Source organism: Streptomyces sp. Go-475 (assembly GCF_003330845.1).
GTDB lineage: Bacteria > Actinomycetota > Actinomycetes > Streptomycetales > Streptomycetaceae > Streptomyces.
On the sequence record NZ_CP026121.1, the window covers coordinates 2943899 to 2961578 of the forward strand.

Annotated in this window: 13 protein-coding genes and 1 tRNA gene; 6 read left to right on the forward strand and 8 right to left on the reverse strand. The window is 73.0% G+C overall.

The features are described from left to right. The first annotated feature begins 54 nt into the window (after positions 1–54). Positions 55–879, forward strand: a complete 825-nt coding sequence (locus C1703_RS13425) for a DUF899 domain-containing protein (protein WP_114252623.1) — start codon at positions 55–57, stop codon at positions 877–879. 31 nt (positions 880–910) lie between these two features. Here the strand turns inward: C1703_RS13425 and bamE are convergent, their stop codons facing one another. The 6 genes from bamE to C1703_RS13455 form a co-directional block, all read right to left on the reverse strand. Continuing rightward, complete coding sequence (bamE, locus tag C1703_RS13430; RefSeq protein ID WP_114252625.1) at positions 911–1192, reverse strand: outer membrane protein assembly factor BamE; 282 nt, start codon at positions 1190–1192, stop codon at positions 911–913. A gap of 49 nt (positions 1193–1241) precedes the next feature. Then, positions 1242–2654 (reverse strand): Cys-Gln thioester bond-forming surface protein, encoded by a 1413-nt coding sequence (locus C1703_RS13435; protein ID WP_114252627.1) that lies wholly within the window; start codon positions 2652–2654, stop codon positions 1242–1244. Positions 2655–2943: 289 nt separating this feature from the next. Beyond that, the gene (locus tag C1703_RS13440; protein WP_114252629.1) at positions 2944–3420 is read right to left on the reverse strand and encodes a single-stranded DNA-binding protein; all 477 of its coding nucleotides are present in this window, start codon (positions 3418–3420) and stop codon (positions 2944–2946) included. A 236-nt stretch (positions 3421–3656) separates the two neighbouring features. Then, a complete protein-coding gene (locus tag C1703_RS13445; protein WP_114252630.1) occupies positions 3657–3968 on the reverse strand; it encodes a helix-turn-helix transcriptional regulator in 312 nt (103 codons plus the stop codon). Positions 3969–4226: 258 nt separating this feature from the next. After that, complete coding sequence (locus C1703_RS13450) at positions 4227–6131, reverse strand: YfjP family GTPase (protein WP_114252632.1); 1905 nt, start codon at positions 6129–6131, stop codon at positions 4227–4229. A gap of 3 nt (positions 6132–6134) precedes the next feature. Continuing rightward, positions 6135–7742, reverse strand: a complete 1608-nt coding sequence (locus tag C1703_RS13455; protein ID WP_114252635.1) for a dynamin family protein — start codon at positions 7740–7742, stop codon at positions 6135–6137. A gap of 321 nt (positions 7743–8063) precedes the next feature. Here C1703_RS13455 and C1703_RS13460 point away from each other — a divergent pair. From C1703_RS13460 to C1703_RS13475, 4 genes are all read left to right on the forward strand, one after another. After that, positions 8064–8136, forward strand: a tRNA-Arg gene (locus C1703_RS13460). A 404-nt stretch (positions 8137–8540) separates the two neighbouring features. Continuing rightward, complete coding sequence (locus C1703_RS13465; RefSeq protein WP_114252637.1) at positions 8541–9155, forward strand: hypothetical protein; 615 nt, start codon at positions 8541–8543, stop codon at positions 9153–9155. Between the two features lie 130 nt (positions 9156–9285). Beyond that, the gene (locus C1703_RS13470) at positions 9286–9801 is read left to right on the forward strand and encodes a DinB family protein (protein WP_114252639.1); all 516 of its coding nucleotides are present in this window, start codon (positions 9286–9288) and stop codon (positions 9799–9801) included. Between the two features lie 150 nt (positions 9802–9951). Next, the gene (locus C1703_RS13475; RefSeq protein ID WP_114252641.1) at positions 9952–12093 is read left to right on the forward strand and encodes a tetratricopeptide repeat protein; all 2142 of its coding nucleotides are present in this window, start codon (positions 9952–9954) and stop codon (positions 12091–12093) included. Here C1703_RS13475 and C1703_RS38930 read toward each other — a convergent pair. Both C1703_RS38930 and C1703_RS13485 read right to left on the reverse strand, forming a co-directional pair. Next, a complete protein-coding gene (locus C1703_RS38930) occupies positions 12003–12752 on the reverse strand; it encodes a hypothetical protein (RefSeq protein WP_157993105.1) in 750 nt (249 codons plus the stop codon). The genes C1703_RS13475 and C1703_RS38930 overlap by 91 nt on opposite strands. Beyond that, the gene (locus C1703_RS13485) at positions 12749–14005 is read right to left on the reverse strand and encodes a hypothetical protein (protein ID WP_114252643.1); all 1257 of its coding nucleotides are present in this window, start codon (positions 14003–14005) and stop codon (positions 12749–12751) included. The genes C1703_RS38930 and C1703_RS13485 overlap by 4 nt, the downstream gene beginning before the upstream one ends. Positions 14006–14272: 267 nt before the next feature. Here C1703_RS13485 and C1703_RS13490 point away from each other — a divergent pair, with 267 nt between their 5' ends. Next, positions 14273–17527 carry a BTAD domain-containing putative transcriptional regulator gene (locus C1703_RS13490; protein WP_114252645.1) on the forward strand — a complete coding sequence of 1085 codons (3255 nt, stop codon included), beginning with the start codon at positions 14273–14275 and terminating at the stop codon, positions 17525–17527. Positions 17528–17680: the final 153 nt, after the last annotated feature.

Consider the following 17680-nt stretch of genomic DNA (forward strand, 5'->3'; position numbering starts at 1 on the left):
AGCGTCGCGGCATGCCGTACGAGGCTGCCCGGCACGAGAACCACGGAGGACACCATGACGACCACGCCGGACGATCCGACCACCACGCCGGACGATCCGACCACCGCGCCGGACGATCCGACCACCGCGCTGCCCGGCCGCCCGCCCGTGGTCGACCTGGCCACCTGGCAGGCCGCCCGCGACGAGCTGCTGGTCCGCGAGAAGGCCCACACCCGCGAGGGCGACGCCCTCGCCGCGGCCCGCCGCCGGTTGCCGATGGTGGAGTTCGACGGGACGGTCGAGGTCGTCGGCCCCGACGGCCCGGTCCCGTTCCTGGACCTCTTCCAGGGCCGTGACGAGCTCGTGGTCTACCAGCACATGTGGTACGACGGCGCCCCGCACCAGGGGCAGTGCGAGGGCTGCACGACCACGGCCTGGCACCTGAAGGACGCCGTCTACCTCAACGCCCGCGGCGTCTCCTTCGCCGTCCTGACCACGGGCCCGTGGGACGAGGTCGCCGCCTACGTCGAGTTCATGGGCTACACCCAGCCCTGGTACTCGGTGCGCGGCGTGGACGCCCCCGTCGGCGGCGCCATGGGGTACCTCACCTGCTTCCTGCGCGACGGCGACCGCGTGTTCCTCACCTACTCCACGACGGGCCGCGGCAACGAGCGGGTCAACGGCTCCCTCGGCCTGCTCGACTTGACGCCCTACGGGCGCGGCGAGGCGTGGGAGGACAATCCCGAGGGCTGGCCCGAGGGCGGCAGCCCGTGCTGGTCCTGGCGTTCGGACGCGGACGGCAACGCCACCTGGGGCCCGACCAGCCGCCCCGTGCCGCAGTGGACCCGCCCCGGCGCGACCCCCGTGGAAACCCTCGGGCGGCACGGCCACCACCACTGACACACCGCCGACAGCGGCACCGGCAGCGGCCTCAGCCGGTGCCGTCGACGGGTTCCCCGCGGCCCGGCACGGGGCCCGTGAGAACCTTCTCCACTCGCCCCCGTCTGAAGTGGATGAACGTCGCGAGCCCCGCGCGCGGGGTGTCCGCGTACACCCAGGCCTCGGACCGGCTCCGGCGGCGCCAGATCCTCAGGTCCAGGGAGGATCTTGTCGCGTACCGGCCGAGGTACTGCCTGTCGTCGACAGCTTCCGTGGGGCTTCCCAGCAGGCGTCTCACCTGTCTGCGCGTCATGCCCGGCTCGACCTGGATCATGGGCGCAGGGTAAGTGGAGCCTGCCGGGACCGGTCCCCGAAGCCGCCGGTCAGTCCCCCGCCGTCGCCTCCCGGCGCCGCAGCACGACGAGCGTCGCCCCGCCGATCAGGACCAGGCCGATGGCGATGCCCGTGATCAGCGGCGTGACACCGGAGCCGCCGGTCTCGGCGAGGTTGGTGTCCGAGGCCGTGCCGCCCAGCGCGGCCGGGCTCGGCTCGCTCAGGGTCTGCGTGGCGGTGCCCGTCCCGCTGCCCTGGATCCGGCAGTCCAGCATGCCGGTGAAGCGCTTCGTGAAGCTCCCGGGGCCGTGGATGGTGAAGTCGTAGGCCTGGTCCTCCTGGAGCGGGACCGTCACCGTGCGGGTCTCGCCGGCGGCGATGGTGTGCTCGAGGCCGGCGAGTTCGAAGGTGAACGGCTCGTCGCCCTTGTTGGAGGCGATGACGTCGACACCGCCCTCGGCGCAGTTCTTCGCCGCCGTCAGGGCGGGGACCGGGCCCTGCTTCAGCCAGGTCGCCTCGGCCGTCGCCGACACCGTCGACTCGCTGGACCCGGCCAGGATCTGCGTCTGGCTCCGGCTCTCGGAGGCGAAGGCGCGGCCGACCGGCACGGTGGTGGAGGCCTGCACGGTCAGCTCGGCCGTGCCGGCCGCCGCGTCCTCGGGCACCTCGAAGAACACCTGCCCGCCGTCGGACGTGGAGGTGACGGCCTTGCCCTGCTTGTCGACGATCCGGACCCCGCTCGTGGCGGCGTCGGCGGGCGGGGTGACCGTCGCGCTGCCGCCGTTGGTGCGCACCGTCACCGGGCCGAGCAGCTCACCCGGGCGGCCGGAGACCGCGGACGGTTCGAGCGTGAGCGAGGCGCGGGGCTCGGCGAGGTTCCGGGCGCTCTTCTCCAGGTAGTCCGCGAGCTGCTCGGCCTGCGGGTCGAGCGCGTCGACGGCCACGTCGTCCGAGTAGCGCCAGATCGCCACCTGCGTACCGGACGCCGCGTCCTGCTCGGTCAGCGCGCCGCGGACACCCGCCTTGCGGGCGAGCGCCGCGAGGTCGTTCACCTGCGGGTAGGAGTTCTGCAGGATCCAGCGGATCTTGCCGGCGTCCTTGTTGGTGCCCAGGGAGGTGCCGCTCCAGGGCGTCTCGTGGTACTCGGCGTCCCGTTGCGTGGGGTTGTGCAGGTCGACGCAGTACGTCTGCAGCGTGCCACCGCCCTCGACGGACATCTCGAACAGGCCCGCCGACACGTGCTGGTCGCCGGTGCCGCCGTGTATCACCGCGGTCCCGAAGGTCTTGAGCCCGGCTATCGTCGCGGTCGCTCCGCCCTGGCTCTGCGTCGTCCCGTCGGCGGCCGTCGCCTGGCCGGCACCGGCCAGACCGCCGGCGGTGACGAGCCCGGACATCACCGTCGCGGCGGCGAGGCGGGCTGCCCCTCGCCTGCGGACGAACAGCTCAGAGAACGAAGCAAACACCAAATTCCCCTTCGAGCAGGACCCGTTGACGTGGGGGGACGGTCCCACCAGCAGAATCAGAAGCCTCACAGGCCCCAAGAGCCCCGAGAGCCATGTCCGGCATCCTAGGGACGCGGCGAGCCGTGCTCGCCGGTGAGACGGCCGGAGGGGTGATCCGACTCGGAATCGTTATCGCCAAGACCCCTTGTGAGCAGGGCTTATCGGCAAGTCACCGCTGGCCGTACGGTGCGCACTCGCCGATAAGCCGCAGTTCGGGCAGCCGGTGGACGGTGATCGACGGTGATTGACGTCACGTCAACGCCGGTGTCTCCACCTGCTGTTGAGGAGGCCCGCCGGTGGCCGGCCCGGAACCCTCGGGCGGCGTCTCCCAGTTGGGCTCCGGCTGCTGCGGCGACGCCACCGTCTCCGGCTTGCCGCCGCGCCGGAAAGCCGAGGTGCCCCAGGCGAGGTCGTGGCCGATGGCGACCGCGTCGATGTCCGCCGAGGTCCAGTTCTGCCCCTCGCGCACGTCGGTGCGCACCTTCAGCCTGCCCTGCACGATGACGGGCTCGCCCACCGTCAGCGACGCCGCCGTGTTCGTGGCGAGCTGGCGGTTGGCCCAGACCGTGAAGAAGTTGGTGTGCCCGTCCGTCCAGGTGCTCTTCTCGCGGTCCCAGTAGCGCGCGGTGACCGCCAGCCGGAACCTCGCCGACGGGCCGGACGCCATCTCCCGGTACACCGGCTGCGTCGCCACGCGACCGACCGCGCAGACCATCGTCTCGTTCATCGCGAACCCCTCCCTCGCCCGGAGTCCGACACCGGGCCGACACACGTACGGGCCGGTCCCGTACGGCTGTGTCCCAAAGACTGCCGCCGCCGGGCCGGGCCCGCTGAGCGCTGTGGACCACCGACTGCCTGTGGACAACGCCGCCACCCGAACGGGTGAGCCGAGCGGTGCGGCACGTCCGGTACAGGTGTGCCGACAGACGGTCTGCGCGGGCTTCGCCGCAGTGCACCGCTCGCTCAGCCCGCGGCGATCACAGCCTGGATCAGACCCGGGAAGCGGCGGTCCAGGTCCTCCTTGCGGAGGCGCATGTACAAGCCGTTCCCGGCGTCACGCTGATACACCAGGCCCGCCTCGCGCAGCACTCGCCAGTGGCGGGTGCGACTGGACTTGCCCACCGGCAGGTCGAAGGAAGCGCACAGCCGTTCCTCATCCGGTCGTTCGGCCAGTTCCGCCACGACCCGACGTCGGTTCGCGTCGGCCAGCGCCAAGAGGATGGGCCCCACCTCCAGCTCCTCGACACGAGGGTGCGCCAACTCGCCTTCCGCCATCACTCCACCCCTCGACAAGGTACGCCCAGTTGCGTACCTTCCTCAGAGGTACGCAACTGGGCGTACCTTACCGCTGCCGGGGGAGTCATGTCCGTACCCGCGTCACCGCGCCGCCGCGTCCTGTCACGCATCCGCATGTCGCTGCGCAAGCTGCTGCTCATCGAGCACTCGCCCTTCATGAGCCTCTGACCCGGGGCAGCACCCTGCCTTCCCGCGGAGGCGTTCCGGCGGCCGGACACCCCCACAGGAAACGCCACCTCAGGCCCCCACCACCCGCCCGTACTGCTCCCTGACCTCCCGGTACCGCAGCAGCTCCGCGGCCACCGGATCCAGCACCCGCGCCCTCCCGCACCCGGCCGCCGCCTCCCGCAGCCGGCGTTCCGCCTCCAGTCCGTAGCGCCGGGCCGGGCCCCGGGCCGCCATCCGGCAGCTCCACTCGATGAGCGGGCCGCCGACGATGCCGATCACCATCAGCAGCACCGGCACCCCCAGGTTCGGCGCCATGACACCGACGATCTGGCCCAGCAGCCAGAGCCCGCCCAGGAACTGCAGGATCGTCATGGAGGCCTGCGAGAGCACGGCCACCGGCCACCACCCCGGCCGGGGCGGCCGCCCGGCCGGCACGCCCGCGCGCACGGACAGCTCGTCCAGCACCTCGGGCAGCCCCTGCGAGCCGCGCACGGCCGCCTCGCGCACGGCCTGGGCCCACGGCGCGGGCAGCCCGGCCGAGGCCCGGTCGGCCACCGTCCGCACGGCCTGCTCGACCCGCTGCCGGGCGGTGGCCTCCTCGTCGGCCTGCGTGCGCGAGGGCAGCCGCCCCGTGGTGGGCTCGCCGCGGTCCTGGTACCAGCGCCACAGCCGCAGCCAGGGCGTGCCGCAGGCGCGGTTGGCGTTGCGCAGCCAGGCGCGTTCGGCCGCCTCGCCCGCCGCCGTGGCGCCCACCGCGTCCGCGAGCCGGTCCGAGAACTCCTCCCGGGCCTGCTCGCTGAGGCCGGTCCGCCGCTGCGTGGCGTAGACGGGCCACAGCCGCGCCGCCGCGATGTCCACGTCGGCCGAGATACGGCGGGCCGGTGCCCCGCGCTCCGCGACGAACTGGCCGAGCGCCTCACGCAGTTCCCCGACGCCGTCCCCGGTGAGCGCGGACAGCGCGAGCACGGTCGTCCCCGGTTCGCCGTACTCCCCGAGGGCGATGCCGTCCTCGTCGAGGAGCCGTCGCAGGTCGTCGAGGACCTGCTCGGCGGCCTCCCCGGGCAGCCGGTCGATCTGGTTGAGGACGACGAACATGACCTCCGCGTGGGCCGCCATGGGCCGCAGATAGCGCTCGTGGAGGACGGCGTCGGCGTACTTCTCCGGGTCGACGACCCAGATGACGGCGTCCACGAGCCCCAGGATGCGGTCGACGTGCTCGCGGTGCTGCACGGCCGCGGAGTCGTGGTCGGGCAGGTCGATCAGGACGAGCCCGCGCAGCTGGGACTCCGCGTCCCCGGTCGGCAGCGGACGGCGGCGCAGCCGGGGCGGGATGCCGAGCCGTTCGATGAGGCTCGCCGCCCCGTCGCTCCAGCTGCACGCGATGGGCGCCGCGGTGGTGGGGCGGCGCACTCCGGTCTCCGAGATGGTCACCCCGGCGAGCGCGTTGAACAGCTGCGACTTGCCGCTGCCGGTGGCGCCCGCGATGGCGACGACGGTGTGCTGCCCGGAGAGCCTGCGGCGCGCCGACGCCTCGTCGAGCACCCGGCCGGCGCCCGCGAGCGTCCGGCTGTCGAGCCGGGTGCGGGAGAGCCCGACGAGTTCGCGCAGCGCCTCCAGCCGGGAACGCAGCACGCCGTCGTAGACCAGCGGGGTCACCGCGGCCGGGGCGGCGGACCGGCTGTCCGAGGCGTGGTACCGCTCTCCCCCGGTGGTCTCGTCGACCCGCCGTGCGATGAGCCCGTCGTCCCAGGCGCCGCCGGAGTCCGTACGACCGTCGCGCCCGCGCGCGTGGGGGCCGTGGTGCTCGGCGCGCTCCTGGGAACGCCCGCGCCCGGAGGTGTCGGGGGAAGCCTCGGCCGCGGAAGCCGGTTTGGAACCCCCTGCGGATCCCGCCTGGCCCGCGTCGTTCGACTGGTGCGCGTCGTCCGGCTGGTCGGCGTGCTCGGTGTGGTCCTGGTCAGTGACGGCGGTCACCGGTCACCTCTCCTTCTGCAGTACGGACAGCGCGGCGATGAGTTCGGCCTGGGGCTCCGGATGGACGTCGAGCGCGTCGAGCGGGGCGAGCCGGCGCTCGCGTTCGGCGTGCAGGACCCGGTCCACGTGCTCGGTGAGCAGCCGTCCGGCCCGGTCGCGCAGCCGCAGCGCCCCGTGCGCGCTGATCCGCTCGGCGAGGCTCTCCCCGGCCATCCGTCCCCGGCGGCCGCCGAGCAGGGAGGTGGCGACGAGAGCGGCGACCAGCTCGGGGTCGGGCGCGAGGTTCCGGTCGAGTTCGCGCACCTCGTCCTCGGCGTACTCCTCGAGCTCGCGCCGCCAGCGCCGTACGGCGAGCCCGATCCGATGCTCGGCGCTGTCCGGCGTGGAATCGCGCGCGGCGAGCTCCGGTGCGGCCGCCGCCGGTTCGCGCCGCCAGGCGTCGTCGACGCGTTCGTCGGCGGCGGTGACGGCGCACAGCAGCAGGGCGCTGAGGCTCTCCACGAGCGCGTCGAGCAGTTCTCCGGCGGTGCAGTCCAGGGGGAAGGCGCGCCACCGCTTGAGCGCGTCCCCGGCGAGCACGGCCCCGGACTGCAACCGGCTCCGCACGCGCGTGTGCTCGCTGTCGTACGCACCCTCGACGGCGGCGGTGAGCCGCAGCGCGGCGGCGTACTGCGCGGCGGCGGCACCGGCCAGCTCGGGCATCCGGGACTTGAGGGAGTCGAGGACGCCGTACGCGGTGCGGGCCAGGACGTGCTGCCGGGCCTCCGGGTCCTGGGCCTGGTGGATGAGCCAGTTGCGCAGCTGGGCGACGGCGGTGGCCGGCAGCAGCCCGCCGCCCCAGGCGGACTCGGGCAGTTCGGGCACGGTGAAGCGCGGCACCTCGCCGAGCCCCGCCTTGGTGAGCAGGGCCCCGTACTGCCGTGACACCTCGTTCACCACCTGGTGGGGCACCCGGTCGAGGACGGTGACGAGGGTGACGTCGTACTCCTTGGCGGTGCGCAGCATGTGCCAGGGGACGGCGTCGGCGTAGCGGGCGGCGGTGGTGACCATGACCCAGATGTCGGCGGCGCAGATGAGTTCGGCGGCCAGGACGCGGTTGTCGGCGACCAGGGAGTCGATGTCGGGCGCGTCGAGCAGGGCGAGGCCGGGCGGCAGCGTCTCGGCGGTCTCGACGCGCAGCACGCGCGCGGGGTTCTCGCCGGGGAGCAGCAGGTCGTCGGTGGCGTCCTGCTGGGGGACCCACACGCGGGTGAGGTCGGGCAGCACCCTCATCCCGCTGAACCAGTGGTGATCCTCCGGGTGGCAGACCAGCACGGGCGTCCGTGTCGTCGGCCGCAGCACGCCCGCCTCGCTGACCCGCCGCCCGACGAGGGAGTTCACGAGCGTCGATTTCCCGGCTCCGGTCGAGCCGCCCACGACGGCCAGAAGCGGCGCTTCGGGCTCCCGCAACCGGGGCACCAAGTAGTCGTCGAGCTGCGCGAGCAGTTCGTCGCGGTTGGCACGCGCGCGTGGGGCCCCCGCCAGGGGCAGCGGGAAGCGTGCGGCGGCGACACGGTCGCGCAGGGCGGAGAGTGCGTCGAGCAGCTGAGGCCGTACGTCCAAGGTCACCACATGCGAAGAATGCCCAATTTTAGGGGAATTCTGAAGCATATGAGCATGTCTGCGCGCCGACAGAACACAAGGGACGGAAGGGACGTCTGGGACACGGGCACACTCCAGGCATAACGAGTGCACAACACCCGATGCGTCAGGCGCCAAAAGCGGTGCACGATTCGTACCTGCCTGCGATTATCAGGACCGCTTCACCGAACCTCCACATCGAGCCACGGAGGCGAAGCAACAGGGACAAGGACGCGGGAGCCCTATCCTTGTCCCCGGCAACGTCACGGATCAGCCCACACCAGGGCACCACGACAGAGGCCACCACAACCGGCCCCCGTAGCTCAGTGGATAGAGCAGGCGCCTTCTAAGCGCTTGGCCGCAGGTTCGAGTCCTGCCGGGGGCGCAAGTCTCCGCCCTCCCTTTGGGGAGGGCTTTTTGCTGGTCAAGGCGGTGGGCGATGAAACCTCTTCCGCTGACGTCAGGCGGCCGCGAGACCACGTTCCGACATGCGTGGCGGCGAAGCCCGGGGATTCAGGTCGGCGGTCCGCGACGACGCTGGAGGGGGGTGGTGTCGAAGCTGCACGAGGTCTCGGACCGGCGTGGCTCGGAGAGCTCTTCTGAGCCACCCCCCTTGGTCGCGCTCCCGCCATCCCGCGGCAGCTGACCGACCCAACGCTCAGCAGCGTACGGGCAGCCACTGACAGCGCGGCCGCGGAGGGCCGTCCGCGCGCTGCTGCCGGGCGCCACCGGCAGCCCGGTCAGGCCCGCGCGGGTCGTCCAGCACGAGCGCCCGGTAGCTTCACCGCCATGGGACTCGACATCACCGTGATGATCGCCGACCGTTCCTGGCTGACGCAGGTCCCTCCGCGGGAGCGGGTGTCGCGGCTGCGGAATGCCTGGTACGCCGATGAGACGGGGCTGTGGGACCACGATGTGGCCGTGGCCGAGGAGGGATGCGGTTGGGTCTGGCCCCGGGGGGTCAGCGGCACCTTCTTCGCCGTGTACGAGTTCGCGCACACCCTCGGCTCGTTCAAAGCGCACTTCTGGGCCGGGCATCGGTGGGAACGCGTCCGCGACCATGTGGACCCGTTGCTGCGGACCGAACTCGACGCACTGCTGGGCGGGCTCATTTGGGACGGGCTGGACGGCGAGGCGCAGCACGCCGACCCGGACTTCTTCGGCGAGGGCGGCTACGGTGTCCTGCTCGCACGGTCGCCGGAGAGTGTGCGGGAACTGGCAGCGACGTGGGGCCGCGTTCCGCCTCACCTCGGCCGGATGCGAGAGGCCTTCGGCGAGCATGCCGCGGTCCCCTCCGGCTGGGTCCGGGACTTCGACGCGTTCGTGGACCTGCTGACGCAGTGGGGACAGGTGCTGACCGAAGCAGCTCGGCGAGGGTGGTGCGTCGTGGGGCTGAGTGAGTAGTCGCCCTCCGCGGCAGGCGCGTGCGGCAGGATCGACGAGGTGCCGTCGACTCATCTTTCGTCGGGATGCCGTCGACTCATCATTCGTTAATCGGTCGACGGGCCCTCCGTCCTGGGAGATCCTTCTCGCGATGACACGACGAACCGATACGCCTCCCGCCTGGGACGAGCGCACGCAGCTGCTGACCTTCCTGGACTACGCCCGTGACACGGCGCGCGAGAAGTGCGAGGGCGTGTCCGCGGAGGACGCCCGCAGAGCTCCGCTCCCCAACTCACCGCTGATGACCCTGTGCGGCCTGATCAGCCATCTGCGGTGGGTCGAGCACCACTGGGTCCAAGTGATGTTCCTGGGTGAGGAACCCACGGGTCCGCTCACGGAGGCGAGCGACGACGACCCCGACCCCGAGATGCGGACGGCGGTCGACATTCCGTTGCCGCGGCTGCTCGCCGAGTACGAGGAGCAGAGCGAGCGCTACCGTCGCCTGCTGTCCGACCACGATCTGAACGCGAAGGCCGTGCGCCCCATCGGCGACGGCCGCCATGTGGATCTCCGCTGGGTGATCCTCCACCTCGTCGAGGAGATCTCCCGGCACAACGGCCACCTCGACATCGTGCGGGAGCTCGTCGACGGACGGACCGGCGTCTGAAGCCCTTCGGCCGCCCACCGCCCACCACCAGCCGCCCACCACCAGCCGCCAGCCGCCAGCCGCACCATTTCCCCGCCCCATGGATATCGATCGCATGTACGGAAAGGATCTGTCCGAGCGGTCGGTACTTACACGCGGTGGGGGGCCCAGGTGCGGAGTCACGAGCTCAGAGTCCAGAACGAACTGAGCGGCACGGTGCACGGCGCGACCATCCAGGCAGGAGCCGTGCACGGCGGCATCCACTTCGGCACGGCCGAGGCGAAAGCCGTCGCGCGGACTCCCTGGCAGCTGCCGCCCGCCGTTCGCGTGATCGACCGATTATCGGAGCTGGAGGCGCTGGAGCAGCACCGCACGCGCGCGATGCGGGAGGAACGCCCCGCACTGGCGGCCGTGAGCGGACTGGGCGGGATCGGGAAGACCACGCTCGCGCTGCGGTGGCTGCACGCCCTGCGCCCGCAGTTCCCGGACGGCCAGCTGTACGCGGACCTCGGCGCCCAGGACCCGGCCGGCGGGGTCCTCCCGGACGAGGTGCTCGGGCGCTTCCTGCGGGCCCTGGGCGTCTCCGCGCAGGACGTACCCGTGACGCTCGCCGAACGGACGGCGCTGTACCGGTCCTTGACCGCCGAGCGGCGCCTGGTCGTGCTGCTCGACGACGCCGCGACGGCGGCCCAGGTAAGGCCGCTGCTGCCGGCGGGCCGGAGTGTCACCGCGGTGACCAGCCGCGGGCGGATGCCGGGGCTGACGGTCGACGGCTGTTACCCCGTCCATCTGGAGCCGCTCGGCCCGGACGCGGCGATGGAACTGCTCGCCGACACCCTGCCCGACGACCGGGTCGCGGCCCAGCCCGATGCCGCCCGTCTCCTGGTCGAGTTGTGCGCCGGGCTGCCGCTGGCCGTCCGGGTCGCCGGCGCCCGGCTCGCGGCCCGGCCGGAACGCCGTATCACCACGATGGTGCGCGCGCTGACCGAGGAACGCGACCGGCTGGAGGTGCTGGCCATCGACGGCGACCACGATGTGCGGGCCACGCTGGACCTGTCGTACCGGACGCTGCCCCCTCGGGCCGCCCGGCTGTACCGGCTGCTCGGGCTGCATCCCGGCCCGGAGTTCGGCAGCGCGGTGGCGGCGGCCGTGCTCCCCGGGGGCGGAGCGGCGGCACTGCTGGAGAAGCTGCACGACGCCAGCCTGCTCCTCGGCCGCGGTGAAGAGCGCCATCGCTTCCACGACCTGGTACGGCTGCACGCCGCCGGGAAGGCGGTGGAGGACGAGTCGCCGCAGGAGCGGGAGCGGGCCGTGCGCCGGATCGCCGACCACTATCTGGCGAGCGCCACGAGAGCCGAGGAGATCATCGACCCCCAGCACCGCACCATGGCCCGGGACTACGGTGCCGGCCCGGTGGTCGTCGCCGACGTCGGGGACGACGCCGAGGCGGCCCTGGACTGGCTCGAACGGGAGCTGCGCAATCTGATGGCCGTGATACGGCAGGCGCGTCCCGCGGGGTTCCCGACCGTCGGCTGGCAGCTCGCCGACGCCCTGTGGCCGCTCTTCCTGCGCCGCAAGTTCTACGACGACTGGCACGCCGCCCATGAGGAAGGGCTGGCGGCCGCCGTGGAGTTGGGTGACGCGGCGGCGGAGTGCCGGATGCTCACCTCCGGCGGCGTGGGACGGCTCGGTTCCGGCGACCACGACCGGGCCCTGGCGATGTTCGAACGCGCGGCGCGGCTCTTCCTGGAGCGCGACGACCGGCTCGGGCACGCCCGCACCTTCAACTACCGGGGCCTCGCCCTGCAACGGCTCGGGCGTCCCGACGAAGCCGCCGATCTCTTCCGGCGGGCCGCGGCGGAGCTGCCGTCGCGCGGAGACCGCCGCGCCGGCGCGCTGGCCCGGCTGAACCTCGCCGACGTCGCGCTCACCACGGGCCACGCCGAGGAGGCGGTCCGCCACGCCCGTGCCGCTCACGCCTCGCTGCGTGACGCGGGCGACCTCTACAACGCCGCCCGCGCGACCAGGGTCCTGGGCCGCGCCCACCTCGCCGTGGACCGGCTCGACCAGGCCGAGGAGCACCTGTCGTCCGCCCTGTCGACGCTGCGCGGCATGGCCGCGCACTACGAGATGGCCCACGCCGTCGGAGGCCTGGCGGAGGTCTCCGAACGGCGCGGGCACACCGATACCGCCCAGCAGCGGTACCGAGAGGCGCTGGAGCTCTACGCCTCCGCGGGCCGGTCGGGATCACCCGAAGCCGAGACCGTCCGCCACCGACTGCGACGGTTGGACGCGGGCGGGTCGGGGGGCTGAGCCGACACCTCTCTCGACCGGACACGATCGACCGAGATCAAGGCCGTGGCCGTGGCCGAGACGAAGACCGTGGCCGAGACCACGGCCGTGGCCGAGATCAAGGCCGTGGCCGAAGTCAAGGCCGTGGCCGAAGTCAAGGCCGTGGCCGAAGCCAAGGCCGGCACCACCCCGCACCGGCTCCAGCCGTTGGACCCTCGCGAGCCCGGGTCCTGGGCCCGCCAGGCGTACGACGTCGACCGTCCGAACCCCTCGGCGGGCAACCCGGCCACCAGCCAGGCATGGGCCAACGAGGCAAGGGTTTCCCACAGTTCCCCGGGATCCCCCGGCCCCGCGGCCTCGAAGGCCAGGACGGCCGGGCCGCCGGTGCCGAGCCGCATCCAGCAGTGGGAGCCGTCGTGCACCGCCACCACCAGGGCCCCCGGATGGGCCACCGCCGTCTCCGCCGCCCTCCTCGCTCCCGTGCCGCGCTCGATCAGCACGTCCCCGAGCCGGGACCAGCCCTCGCCCGCCGGGAGACGGACGCTGACGTGTTCCTCGACGGCCGGAGCCCGGGAGCCCGGGCGCAGCAGCACCGTGCGGACCCGGTGCACCGGGCCGCGACCGCCTGACGCCGTGCCCCAGGTCAGCGCGGTCCGGGACACCACGGCGAGCAGCGTCATGGCGTGGCCACGCTGCCCGGTTCGTCGTAGTGCACCGTGAGCGGGAGCCGGGCCGGTTCCGTCGTCGTCCGTGCGCGGGGGGCCCGCAGGCGCAGCTTGCGGTAGAGCAGTGCGCGCATCTTGCGGGAGAACTGGCCCGGTTCCGAGGAGATACGGGCCGCGACCCGCTCGTAGCGCTGGGAACGCCAGGCCGCCGAGGCCCGTTTGAGCTGGGCGCGCAGCGAACGGTTCTCGCGCAGGCGCGGCGCGAAGGACATCAGCTCGGCCAGCGGCGAGCCCGGGTCGACCTCGGCGTCGGCCCGTCCCGCCATGAGGACGGGTACGCCGGTCATCGCGCCGTACAGCGACACCGAACCGTGGTCGCCCACGATGTAGTCGGCGGCGACGACCGCCCCGGTCCAGTCACCGTACGGGCTGACCAGGGTCAGGCCCGAGCGGGCCAGCCCGGCGAGCCAGGCGCGGACCTGCCAGTCGCCGTGTGCGTTCCACACGTGCGGGTGCAGCAGGGCGACGACGCGGAACTCCTCCCGTGGCAGCTCTCCGACCAGTCGCTCCAGTACCTCCCACCCCTGTCCCAGGAGCGAGTCCGGGCCCCAGGTGGAGCAGACCAGGACCAGCCGCTGCCCCGCCTTCGCGCCCAGGGCGTCCCGGTACAGCGCCCGGGACGGCAGGCTGGCGGCGATGCGGTCGAAGCAGGGGTCGCCCACCACCTCCGCTGCGGGCAGGGCCTCGGGACACTCACGCCCGAGCCTGGTCAGCTCCTCGTGATGGGCGAGGACGATCACCTCGGGCACCACAGCGCCGTCCCGAACGAGACGCTGCCTGCTCAGTCCGTACACCCCGCGCTGCGCCGCCGGACGGCCGGGGCGCCCGGCGGGGGTGATCTTGTTGTGTCCTGCCCCGTGCGGCAGCACGATCACAGGACTCTGCAGTTCGTGGAGGCTGCCGTGGCTGGCGGCCAGCGCCAGGTCGAAGCCGGTCTGCACGGCCTGGCTCCATGGCATCACCAGGCCGCCCAGCTGTTCCAGGAACTCGGACACGCCGTTGCCGAACACGTCGGGTGCCTGGGTGAAGATCGTCTGCACCCTGATGTCGCCTTCCAGCAGGCGTATCGCGTCGAGCAGCCGCTGCCCGGATATCACCGTGTGCACCACGACCAGGACCCGCCTGCGGGTCCGTCGGGTGGCCCAGCGCTCGACGTCCAGCCGCACCGGCACGTGACGCCAGTGGGGTTCGGGCACTGTCACACTCATCGTTGTTGTCCCCCGGATTCTCGTGCATGCCTTCACGACCGCGGCCCCGCGCGATCGATGACAGAGGCGTGCCCCGGGGGCTGGATGCTCGGCTTGCAGGAATCCTGCACTCCTGTGGACCCATGCTGTGCACCGGTTCCGTGCGCCCCATCGCGCTCCAGTGCGCCCCTGTCTCCCCCGGGGCACCCCGCAGAACAGTGGATCGGGTGCCGCACACACAGGCGGGAACTGCCGACACGGCAGGAAGAAGCACACCCGGCGGGGGTGATGGTGGAACTTCTTGCTCTGGGACCTCTCGAACTGTGGCAGGGTCCGCAGCAGTACGAGCTGGGATCCGTGAAGGAGCGCTGCCTGCTGGCGGCGTTGGTGCACGCCCGGGGCGAGCCGGTCTCCGTGGACACGCTGATGGACCGGGTGTGGAACGGCGATCCGCCGCCCACCGCCACGGAGACCCTGCACAGTTACCTCTCCCGGCTGCGCAGCCGATTACGCAGGACCGTGGGCGACGACCTGGCCCAGGTGGTCCGCCCGTCACCCCGGCTGTACCAGCTGCGGGCCGACCCTGAGGACATCGACCTGCTGCGCTTCCAGCGGCTGCGGACGGACGCGGCGGCCGCGGCGGCGCGGGGTGACCAGGAGCTGGCGATCGGGCTGCTGCGCACCGCCGAGGCACTGTGGCGCGGCGAGCCGCTGACCGAGTTCGCGGGCAACGCCTGGGCGCTGTCGGCGCGGGCCCGGCTGACCGAGGAGCACCGCCGGGTCCGCGAGGAGCGGATCGCCCTGGAACTGGAGTTGGGCCGGCACGCGGACCTCGTCGGCGAGCTTCAGGAGCTCGCGTCGCAGAACCCCTTCGCCCAGCAGGTGGTCGGCTCGCTGATGCTGGCGCTGTACCGCTCCGGGCGCCACGACGAGGCGCTCGCCGTCTTCCGGCACACCCGCGAGAAGCTGCACGAGAGCCAGGGCATCGAGCCGGGCGCGGAGCTCCAGGAACTCCACCTCCGCATGCTCGAACAGGACCACACCCTGCTGAACACCCGGCCCGCCCCCGTCACGGCGCCACCCCGGCCACAGCCACAGCCGCAGCCGCAGCCGCAGCCGCAGCCGCGCAACTGCCTGCCCCGGGACACACGGGACTTCACCGGCCGGGCCGCCGAACTGCGCATCCTGCTCGACACCTCGGACGCCGACGACAGCGCGGTGAACGCCCTGCCGGTCACGGTCGTCCACGGCATGCCGGGCATCGGCAAGACGGCGCTGGCCGTGCACGCGGGGCACCTCCTGGGCCCGTCGTATCCGGACGGCCGGTTCTACGTGGACCTGCGGGGGTACAGCAGCGAGCGGCCGCTCGACCCGGCGGAGGCACTGGCCGTCCTGCTGCACTCGGCGGGCTGGTCCGGTGAGCTGCCGGCCACTGCGGCCGAGCGGGCGGCGAGGTGGCGGGAGTGGATGGCGCGGCACCGCGCGCTCGTGGTGCTCGACAACGCCCGGGACGCCGGCCAGGTCGAGCCCCTGCTGCCGGGGAACCCGGCCTGCCGTGCCATCGTGACCACCCGGAGCCGGCTGGCCCGTCTCGAGGGCGCCTCGTCCCTGCGGGTGGAGGCGCTGTCCCGGGCGGAGGCGGCCGCGCTGTTCACCCGGATCGTCGGTGCCTCCCGCGCGTCCGCGGAGCCGGAAGCCTTGGAGCAGGTCGTCGAGGCGTGCGGCGGCCACCCCCTGGCCGTGCAACTGCTGGCGAGCCGGTTGCGCTACCGGGAGGCGTGGGCCGTCCAGGACCTGCTCGACCGGCTGATCCACACGACCGATCCGCTGACGGAGTTCGACGGCCTGATCACGGCGGTCTTCCAGCTCTCGTACGACGAACTCAGCGGCCCCGCCCAGCGGTTGCTGCGCCGCCTCGCCCTGCACGCCGGCTCCGACATCACCCTCCCGGCGGCGGCCGCGCTGGCCGGTCCGGCCTACGGCAGACGGACGGAGCTGCTGGAGCGCTGCGTCGAGGAGCTGCTCGACGCCGGCCTCCTGGAGGAGCCGGTCCGCGGCCGCTACCGGCTGCACGACCTGACCCGGGCCTTCAGCGCGGGGCTCGGCTCGCGCACCGATCCGGAGGAGGTCCGGCACGCGGCGGTCGGCCGTCTCCTCTCCTACCACCTCACCACGGCCCACCGCACCGACCGCCTGGCCCGTCCCCACCGCCGCGCGCTACGGCTGAGCCCGGACCGGGAATCCCCCTACGCTTCGGACTTCTCCGATGTGGACGAGGCGTCCGTGTGGCTCACGGTGGAGCGCGCCAACCTCCTCGCGGCCGCGCGGACGGCCGCGGCGGGGCATCCCGAGTACGCGGCGCTGTTCCCGAGTGTCCTGGCGAGGTCCCTCAAGCTGTGGGGGACGTGGGACGTGGCGGCGGAGCTCTTCGACGCGGCCGTCCCCGTCCTGCGCGCCCAGGGCGACCGCGCCGCCCTCGCCCGCACCCTGACCGACCGCGCGGACCTGCTGGCGCAGCTGAACCACGCCGAGGCCCTGCGCTGCGCGACCGAGGCCCTGTCGCTCTACGAGGACCTCGGCGACACCGGCGGCCGGGCCGACGCGCTCCTCCAGTCGGGCCGCGCCCATCTCGCCGCAGGGCACGGCGGGACGGCCCTGCGCGTCCTCGAACAGTCACTGGCGCTGTACCGGGAGGTCGGCGACCGCTCGGGAGAGGCCGACTGCCTCAATGTGCAGGGGGCCGCGCTGCACTACGCGGGGCAGTACGAGGAGGCCCTCCACCGGGTCCAGCTCATGCAGGGCATCTACGAGGCGCTGCCCGACCCCTACGGCCTGGCCCAGGCGCTCAACAACCGCGGCGAACTCCACTACCTCCAGGGGCGCTACGACGACGCCCGCGACTGCTACGAACGGTCGCTGGCCCTGATGCGGCAGCACGGCGGCCGGCAGGAGCTCGCCATCCTCGACACCAATCTCGGCGCCGTCCACCAGGCGGCCGGGCGGACGGACCGGGCCCTGGCCTGCTACCAGCGGGCCCTGGCCGCCCACCGGGCCGGCGGCGACGCCCTGGGCGAGGCCGACGTGCTGATCAGCATGGGGATGGCCCACGCCCGGTCGGGCCGCGGGGGCGAGGCGCTGCGGCACTTCACCCTGGCGGAACAGGTCGCCACCAGCATCGACAACCCGTACGAGAAGCTGCGCGCGCTGATCGGCGCGGCGGACGTGCAACGGGAGTCGGGCCGCCTCGACATCGCGCGCCGGGGGTACGAGCGCGCGCTCGAGGCGGCCGGGAGCACCGACTTCCCGCTGGGCCGCGCCCACGCGCTGGCGGGCCTCGCCCGGACGGCGGCCCTGCACCCGCGCGGCGCCCGCAAGGCCCGCGCGTACGGCGAGCGGGCGGTGGCTCTCTACCGGCGCCTCGGCGCCGTCACGGATGCGGAGAATCTGCTCCGGGTGCTGGTGTCACCACATCCAGCGGGACACGACCAGCACTCCGTAGGTGACGCTCAGGACATGGACGGATGCGAACAAAAGCCGCGCTGACGTCTTCACTCGTTCCTCGGGGGCTGTTGGTTCGGATGGGAAGTGTGCGGGTGATGATCACCCGACATCGGCACCGAACCGTAGCCGAGACCGGAGGGACACGCGCGCGCGTTTGATAAAGGAACGCCCATGCGGTAAAGGTGAGTTGACGTC

Excerpts from the sequence above, each read along its gene's own strand:
- C1703_RS13440 (WP_114252629.1), bottom strand. The coding sequence starts at position 3,420 with ATGAACGAGACGATGGTCTGCGCGGTCGGTCGCGTGGCGACGCAGCCG.
- C1703_RS13465 (WP_114252637.1), top strand. The coding sequence starts at position 8,541 with ATGGGACTCGACATCACCGTGATGATCGCCGACCGTTCCTGGCTGACG.
- C1703_RS38930 (WP_157993105.1), bottom strand. The coding sequence starts at position 12,752 with ATGACGCTGCTCGCCGTGGTGTCCCGGACCGCGCTGACCTGGGGCACG.
- C1703_RS13445 (WP_114252630.1), bottom strand. The coding sequence starts at position 3,968 with ATGGCGGAAGGCGAGTTGGCGCACCCTCGTGTCGAGGAGCTGGAGGTG.
- C1703_RS13485 (WP_114252643.1), bottom strand. The coding sequence starts at position 14,005 with ATGAGTGTGACAGTGCCCGAACCCCACTGGCGTCACGTGCCGGTGCGG.
- bamE (WP_114252625.1), bottom strand. The coding sequence starts at position 1,192 with ATGATCCAGGTCGAGCCGGGCATGACGCGCAGACAGGTGAGACGCCTG.
- C1703_RS13490 (WP_114252645.1), top strand. The coding sequence starts at position 14,273 with ATGGTGGAACTTCTTGCTCTGGGACCTCTCGAACTGTGGCAGGGTCCG.
- C1703_RS13470 (WP_114252639.1), top strand. The coding sequence starts at position 9,286 with ATGACACGACGAACCGATACGCCTCCCGCCTGGGACGAGCGCACGCAG.
- C1703_RS13425 (WP_114252623.1), top strand. The coding sequence starts at position 55 with ATGACGACCACGCCGGACGATCCGACCACCACGCCGGACGATCCGACC.